General features: G+C 66.1%; 8 protein-coding genes. 4 read left to right on the top strand and 4 right to left on the bottom strand.

The features are described from left to right. Positions 1–1,082: autotransporter assembly complex family protein (locus HP546_RS23135; protein ID WP_172229972.1), on the bottom strand; the 1,082-nt coding region annotated here is incomplete at its 3' end. Positions 1,083–1,134: 52 nt separating this feature from the next. After that, positions 1,135–1,785 (bottom strand): N-acetyltransferase, encoded by a 651-nt coding sequence (locus tag HP546_RS23130; RefSeq protein WP_172229969.1) that lies wholly within the window; start codon positions 1,783–1,785, stop codon positions 1,135–1,137. A 162-nt stretch (positions 1,786–1,947) separates the two neighbouring features. On the opposite strand from HP546_RS23130, the gene xthA reads away from it, so the two are divergent. Further along, the gene (gene xthA, locus HP546_RS23125) at positions 1,948–2,760 is read left to right on the top strand and encodes an exodeoxyribonuclease III (protein WP_172229966.1); all 813 of its coding nucleotides are present in this window, start codon (positions 1,948–1,950) and stop codon (positions 2,758–2,760) included. A 283-nt stretch (positions 2,761–3,043) separates the two neighbouring features. Here xthA and HP546_RS23120 read toward each other — a convergent pair whose 3' ends face one another. Both HP546_RS23120 and HP546_RS23115 read right to left on the bottom strand, forming a co-directional pair. Next, positions 3,044–3,796 (bottom strand): anti-sigma factor, encoded by a 753-nt coding sequence (locus tag HP546_RS23120; protein WP_172229963.1) that lies wholly within the window; start codon positions 3,794–3,796, stop codon positions 3,044–3,046. Next, a complete protein-coding gene (locus tag HP546_RS23115; RefSeq protein ID WP_172229960.1) occupies positions 3,793–4,314 on the bottom strand; it encodes a sigma-70 family RNA polymerase sigma factor in 522 nt (173 codons plus the stop codon). The genes HP546_RS23120 and HP546_RS23115 overlap by 4 nt, the downstream gene beginning before the upstream one ends. Before the next feature lie 124 nt (positions 4,315–4,438). Here HP546_RS23115 and HP546_RS23110 point away from each other — a divergent pair, with 124 nt between their 5' ends. The 3 genes from HP546_RS23110 to HP546_RS23100 form a co-directional block, all read left to right on the top strand. After that, the gene (locus HP546_RS23110; protein WP_172229957.1) at positions 4,439–5,491 is read left to right on the top strand and encodes a catalase family peroxidase; all 1,053 of its coding nucleotides are present in this window, start codon (positions 4,439–4,441) and stop codon (positions 5,489–5,491) included. Beyond that, on the top strand, positions 5,488–6,021 hold the full coding sequence (locus tag HP546_RS23105) for a cytochrome b (RefSeq protein WP_172229954.1): 534 nt from the start codon (positions 5,488–5,490) through the stop codon (positions 6,019–6,021). The genes HP546_RS23110 and HP546_RS23105 overlap by 4 nt, the downstream gene beginning before the upstream one ends. Before the next feature lie 85 nt (positions 6,022–6,106). After that, positions 6,107–7,175: MFS transporter (locus HP546_RS23100; RefSeq protein WP_172229951.1), on the top strand; the 1,069-nt coding region annotated here is incomplete at its 3' end.

Raw genomic sequence — 7,175 nt, 5'->3', positions numbered from 1 at the left:
AGCTTGCTGTGCCATTCGGGCCCGACGGTCAGCAGCTTGCTAAGGGTGTCGGTACCGGCGAGCTCCTCGTTCTGGTAGCCGCCGGCAAAGCGCAATTTGTCGGTCAGCGGTGGGTCGAGGGGTATGTCGTACCACAGCCCGACGTTCTGCCGGGGCGCCGACAGCTCGGTTTCCCAGCCGTAGCTGTGGCCCTGCGGGTTTACCCAGTGGCGGGTCCAGTTGGCCTTGCCGCGCGGCCCGACGTCGGTCGAGTAGCCCAGGCCCAGGCCCATGGTGCGTGGTTTGCGGGTTTCGAGGCGGACATCTACCGGGATTTCTTCAGCTACAGCGGCGGTGGGCGCCGCATCCACGCGCACGCCTTCGAAATAGCCGCTTGATTGCAGGTCATTGTTCAGTTCGGCAATCAGTTCCGAGTCGTAGGGCGTACCCGGTTTGAACGAGACCATGCGCTGCAGCAGGTCGTCGTCCAGCGGCGTGTCGCCACCGAAGGTCACGGCGCCCAGGTGGTAGCGCGGGCCGCTCTGGTAGACCAGTTCGATGTCGGCCACCCCGGCCTGGGGGTCGACCGCCAGGCGCTGGCGGCTGAAGTGCCCGCTGAAGAAGCCGTAGCGCGACGCCTGGTTGAGGATCAGCCGCTTGGCGTCCTCGTACAGGCCGTGGTTGAGTTGTTCGCCCGAGCGCAGCGCCTTGCTGTCCGGTACGCGGAACGCCTTCATCTCGCTGGCCGGGCCTTCGATGCGCACGGTCACGGTGCGCAGGCGGATGGGCTCGCCGGGGTTGATGGTGATGATCAGTTGCGGGGAGTGGTCAGCCTGTTTGCCGGGCTTGACCTCGGTATCGATCTGCGCCTGGTAGTAGCCAAGTGCCTGCGAGGCTTTGCGCGCCTGCTCCTGTGCCCCACGACTGAAGCGTAAAAGTGCTTCTTCATCGCGGTCGCCAAGGGTACCGATATAGCCTTCGACATTGGCCTTGAGCGCCTTGTTGGCCGGTTTGACCTTCACCAGCAACTCACTCTGGCCCCATGCTGCGACACTGGCGGCCCAGAAAACCAGGCCCCAGGTCAATCTTCCTGAATACGTCATGCGGCGCATGCTACCAGACCCAGGCGCTCAAGGGAGCCGCCTGGAGGCCTGTTCAGGCGAAAACGGAACGTGAAGACGTCGGGTTGGGATGGAAGAACACCCTCTCCCGGACGGGTCCAACCGCAACCTCGCCGATTTCCTCATAGCCCTGGCGCTGGTAGAAAGCCAGGTAGTGCTCGTTGCCGGTGTCCAGTACCACGCCCTGGGTCCCCGGGTCGTCCGCGCACCAGTCGTGCACAGCTTGTAACAATTGCTCGCCGTAGTGCCTGCCCTGAAACTGCGGGTGCACCCCCAGCAACGGCAGCACATGCACCTGATCGGTGGGCAGGCAGGTGGCCAGGGCGGCCTGGTAGTCCATGTAGCGGCGTGTGCAGCGCAGGCCGGTGCCCAGCATCATGCGCAGGCGCCACGCCCAGCTGTCGGCCACCCCCAACCGGCGCAACGGCGGCACGATCAGCGCCACGGCGATCAGGCGGTCTTCCACCAGCAAGCCGATGGCAGGCAGTTGCAAGTAGAAGTGCTGGCGCACCCATTCACGCACCATTACCCGCAAACGCTGCTCGTATCCCGGGCGCTGGGCCTCGAAGATATAGGCGAAGGTAGGTTCGTGGCGGTACGCGTTGTACAGCAGCGAACGCACCTCGCGGCTGTAACCGTCATCGAGCAGGCAGACACGAGCCGGAGCGGCAGTGGTTTCGGGCATTGCGGGCAGACCTCCTGGAATGGGCATACAGTGCCTTGGAGGGGCTCCAGCGCGCTTCGTTCAGCCCCTACAGCACGTTAGCAGCAGCCTTGCCAAGGCGCCACGCTGGTGATGATGGGCGATGTCGGCTAGCATCGCGCCTTTTACCGGGATCGTCTTTCCATGAAGATCGTCTGTTTCAACATCAACGGTCTGCGGGCCCGTCCGCACCAGCTGGCGGCGCTGATCGAAAAGCACCAGCCGGACGTGATCGGCCTGCAGGAAACCAAGGTCAGCGACGAACAGTTCCCGCTGGCCGACGTGCAGGCGCTGGGATACCACGTGCACTATCACGGCCAGAAAGGCCATTACGGCGTGGCCCTGCTGTCGCGCCAGGCGCCGCTGAGCCTGCACAAAGGTTTTGCCACCGATGAAGAGGACGCCCAGCGGCGTTTCATCTGGGGCACTTTTGCCGATGCCGATGGAACCCCGATCACCATCATGAACGGCTATTTCCCTCAGGGAGAAAGCCGCGACCACCCCACCAAGTTCCCGGCCAAGCAGCGCTTCTACAGCGACCTGCAGGCGCTGCTGGAAGGCCAGTTCCGCAACGACCAGCCATTGCTGGTGATGGGCGACATGAACATCTCGCCGCAGGACTGCGACATCGGCATCGGCCCGGACAACGCCAAACGCTGGCTGAAGACCGGCAAGTGCAGCTTCCTGCCGGAAGAGCGTGAGTGGATGGAGCGCTTGAAAGGCTGGGGGCTGGTGGACAGCTTCCGGCACCTGTATCCGGATGTAGCCGACCGCTTCAGCTGGTTCGACTACCGCAGCCGTGGGTTCGAAGACGATCCCAAGCGGGGGCTGCGTATCGACCTGATCATGGCCTCGCAGCATCTGGTGCCGCGGATCAAGGCGGCGGGTGTGGATTATGAGTTGCGGGGGATGGAGAAACCTTCGGACCATGCGCCGATCTGGTTGGAGCTGGGTTGATAAAGTGCATGCCTTGAGGTATGGGCTGCCAGTGAGATCGAGCGCCGCCCGCGCGGCGCTTCGCAGCACAAGGCTGCTCACATTTGTTGCAACGTGCCGAACCTGTAACGCCATGGCTGCCAGCCCTGGCGCATGACTTGAGCCGGGCAAACCGGCTGACAACCATGGCCTCACAGGCATGGCCACGTTGCAACAAATGTGAGCGGATTGATCCGCGATGCGCCGCGCGGGCGGCGCTCGATATCCCACGCAACACAACACCCAAGGCATGCACAGCGCCCCCTCACAACCCCAACCGCAACACCTCCCCCACCCCCGCCCCACGCACATCATCCGCCGCACTGACCAGCGCAAAGTTGTAAGCCCCATGCGACCAATACCGCGCCTCCAGCTGCCCATCAATCCGCTGCCCCTCCGGCATGCGGCGGTACTGCTCACCCGGCGAGCGCAGGAACAGGCTGATGCGCTGGCCAGCGCCATCTTCGAACACCAACAACGCCGCCGGCCCCTGCTCGTTGCTGAGCAAACGCGCCCCCACCGGCTTGAACCCATACCCCGCCAGGTCCGGCAACCGACCCACGCGGCTGAAGTGCCGCCCCAGCCAGTCACGCAACTGCCCCGGGTCGCTGGCCTGGATATCCAGCGTCTGGCTGCCGACAAACAAGCGGTGCGCCTGGACCGCATCGGCCATGGGCAGGTCGGCACGCGCCAGGCTTGCATCGCGTACTTGCCAACCGCCCAGGCCACCCACGCCCAACGCCAGCACCATTGCCGCCGCTACAGCCCAGCGGCGTTGCCGACGCTCGCGCAATCGCCCGCGCAGCTGCCGCAGATCCAGCTGGGCCGCCCCGGTTGATTCGCCAAACCCGGCCAACGCGGTACGCAACCGGCGGGCATCGGCACGCCAGCCCTCGACCCGTGCCGCCGCCTGCGGGTTGGTCGCCAGCCAGGCCTGCACCTCGGCCCGGCGGCCCGGCGCCAGGCGCTCATCGACGTAAGCATGCAGTTCGTCTTCACTGGGAATCAGGCGCGTCATTTCAGTCTCCGCAAGGCCGGTGGCTGGGGGTTGCCCTCGGTCAATTCGCGCAAGGCATTGCGCGCGCGCGACAGGCGCGACATCACAGTGCCGATGGGGATGCCCAAGGCCTGGGCGGCCTCCTTGTAGCTCAAACCCTCGATGCTGACCAGCAGCAGCAAGGCGCGCTGCTCGGGCGTCAGCCGGGCGAACGCCTGAAGGTCGGCCTGGGCCAGGACGATGGCTTCGAGGTTGTCGCCGAGCGGCTCATCCTCGCGCTCGGCACGGCCGAACCAGGACAGCCAGCGGGCGTGCAGGCGGTCGCGGCGTTTACCGTCGAGGAACAACCGGTAAAGGATGGTGAACAGCCAGGCGCGCAGGGCATCGGCGTCACGTTGTTGGTCGCGTCGGCTCAGGGCGCGCTCGACCGTGGCCTGCACCAGGTCGTCGGCGCTGCCGGGCTCACGGGTCAGCCACACCGCAAAGCGGCGCAGACGGGCGAGCAGTTCGCGCCACTGGTGGTCGTCCAGGTCGTGCATGGCCAGGTCCCAGCCTCAGGGGTAGTCAGTGTAAAGGGCAGACGCCTGTGAAGAAATTCTATTCCCGGCGAGGGAATAAGTTTTTACCTGCCGCGTCGTACTGGCATCTTCACTGAACCGGACGATGATCATGAACTCACCTTTGCACGGCCCGGCCAAGGCCCTGCGCCTGGCCGCCATCGGCGCCGTGATGCTGGCCGCAGGCGCCGGCTTTGCCTATGCTGCCGGCTGGCTCGGGGAAACCCGCCTGACCCCACAGCGCATCATCGACACCTTCGAAGCCCAGGCCGGGCACTACCCGGGCTATCGCAAGAACCACGCCAAGGGCCTGTGCGTCAGTGGCTACTTTCAGGCCAGCGGCCAGGCCGCCAGCTTGTCCACGGCGCGGGCGTTCAGCCAGCAACGGGTGCCGGTGATCGGCCGCTTCGCCATCGGTGGTGCCAACCCGTTCGCCCCGGATACCGGCATACCGGTGCGCAGCCTGGCGATTCAACTGAGCACCGACGATGGTCAGGTCTGGCGTACCGGCATGAACAATCCACCCGTATTGGCGGTAGGCACGCCGCAAGCATTCTATGAGCAAGTGCTGGCGGGGGCACCTGTACCTGCCACCGGCAAACCGGACCCGGCAAAACTGCAGGCGTTCTTCGCCGCCCACCCGGAAAGCGCGGCGTTTCGCCAATGGGCGGCGGGCTACAAGCCCAGCGACAGCTTCGCCAGCACCCAGTACCACAGCATCAACGCCTTCCGCCTGATCGACGCCAGCGGCGCCGCCCACCCGGTGCGCTGGCAGCTTGAGCCGCAAACCGCGTTTGCCGCGTTGCCCGCCCAGGTCGACGACAAACAGTTCCTGCAGCATGACCTGCAGCAGCGCCTGGCCCAGGGCCCGCTGCGCTGGACGCTGCGGCTGGTGCTGGCCGAACCCGGCGATGCCGTGGACAACCCTGCCCGCCCCTGGCCTGCCGAGCGGCGCAGCGTGGACGCCGGCACCCTGGTGCTGGAACAGGTCGACGCCCCTGAGCAGGGCGCTTGCCGCGACCTCAATTTCGACCCGCTGATCCTGCCGCGGGGCATCGAAGCATCCGCCGACCCGATCCTGGCCGCCCGCTCGGCTGCCTACTCGGAATCCTTCAACCGCCGCAGCCGCGAATCGCTCGGCACCGGAGCCCACCCATGAAACCCGAAGCCTTCCACCCCATCGCTCGCCTGCTGCACTGGCTGATGGCCGTGTTGATCCTGGCCATGTTGTTCATCGGCGTGAGCATGGTCGGTGACCTGTCGCCACGCCACCCTGTGCTGATCGGGCTGCACAAGGCCACCGGCCTGGCCCTGCTGGTGCTGGTGGTACTGCGCATCGGCGTGCGCCTGTTGGTGCCGCACCCACCCCTGCCACGCGACCTGCCGCCCCCGCAACGCTGGGCTGCCGGGGCCTCGCACCTGTTGCTATATGGCCTGATGCTGGCCATGCCGCTGCTGGGCTGGGCCATGCTTTCGGCCGGCAACTACCCTCGCCCGCTTGGCTTGCCTGCTATCGCCCCGCATGACCTGCAACTGTATGCCGTGCTGCGACAGGCGCATGGATGGGCCGGCTACCTGCTGTTTGCCACCGTGCTGGTGCATCTGGGCGCGGCACTGATGCACGCTTGGGTGCGCCGCGACGGTGTGTTGCGTAGCATGTGGCCCGGCCCGCTGCGCCGTCATGAATGACCTGAAAGGGTGCAGAGGGTTCGACAGTCGATAATTGTTCTTATTAGTATCGACCCTTCACTGCCAAACTGCCCTGGACTGCCCAATGAACGCTGCAAAGGATTCTGCCACTCTGCTACCTGCCAGCACGCTGGACCTGCGCCCCCTGCTGCTGGCCAACATGGCCTGTACCATGTCGATGATGGCCTTTGTCGCCCTGATCGGCCCGATCGCCCGCCAGCTCGGCATGGCCACCTGGCAAGCCGGCGCCGCCGTCACCGTGGCGGGGGTGGTCTGGGTACTGTTGGCCCGGCCCTGGGGGCGCGCCGCAGACCGCCTGGGCCGTCGGCGCATCCTGCTGCTGGGCAGCGCCGGCTTTACCCTGGCGTACTGGCTGCTGTGCCTGTTCGTCGAAGGCGCACTGCGCTGGATGCCGGGGGCAACCCTGGCATTTGTCGGGCTGATGGTGGCCCGCGGCTGCATCGGCGCCTTCTATGCCGCCATCCCGGTGGGTTGCAATGCTTTGATCGCCGACCATGTCGAACCGCAGCGCCGGGCCCGAGCCATGGCCTCACTGGGCGCGGCCAACGCTGTCGGCCTGGTGGTAGGCCCCGCATTGGCGGCATTGCTGGCACGCCATAGCCTGAGCCTGCCCTTCCACATCATGTCGTTGTTGCCTGCCGCTGCCTTTCTGGTGCTGCTGTTCGCCCTCAAGCCGCAGGCCCTGCCGCACAGCTACGCGCCCAGCCCGGTGCGGTTGAGCGACCCGCGCCTGCGCCGGCCATTGCTGGTCGCGTTCAGCGCCATGCTCAGCGTGACGGTGTCGCAGATCATTGTCGGTTTCTTCGCCCTCGACCGCCTCAAGCTGGGCCCAGCCGAAGCCGCTCAGACCGCCGGCATCGCCCTGACCACGGTGGGGGTTGCGCTGATCCTGGCGCAGGTGCTGCTGCGCCAGCTGGAATGGCCGCCGCTGAAGATGATCCGGGTAGGTGCCACCGTTTCAGCCTTGGGCTTTGCCTGCGGCGCGCTGGCGACCACGGCAGGGTGGCTGTGGGCATGCTACTTCGTCGCCGCAACCGGCATGGGCTTTGTGTTCCCGGCGTTTTCGGCACTGGCGGCCAATGCCATGCAGGCTTCCGAACAAGGCGCCACCGCCGGCTCCATAGGCGCTGCCC

This window comes from Pseudomonas sp. CM25, from assembly GCF_013179705.1.
Lineage (GTDB): Bacteria > Pseudomonadota > Gammaproteobacteria > Pseudomonadales > Pseudomonadaceae > Aquipseudomonas.
This window is presented reverse-complemented; position numbering and strand designations above follow the sequence as displayed.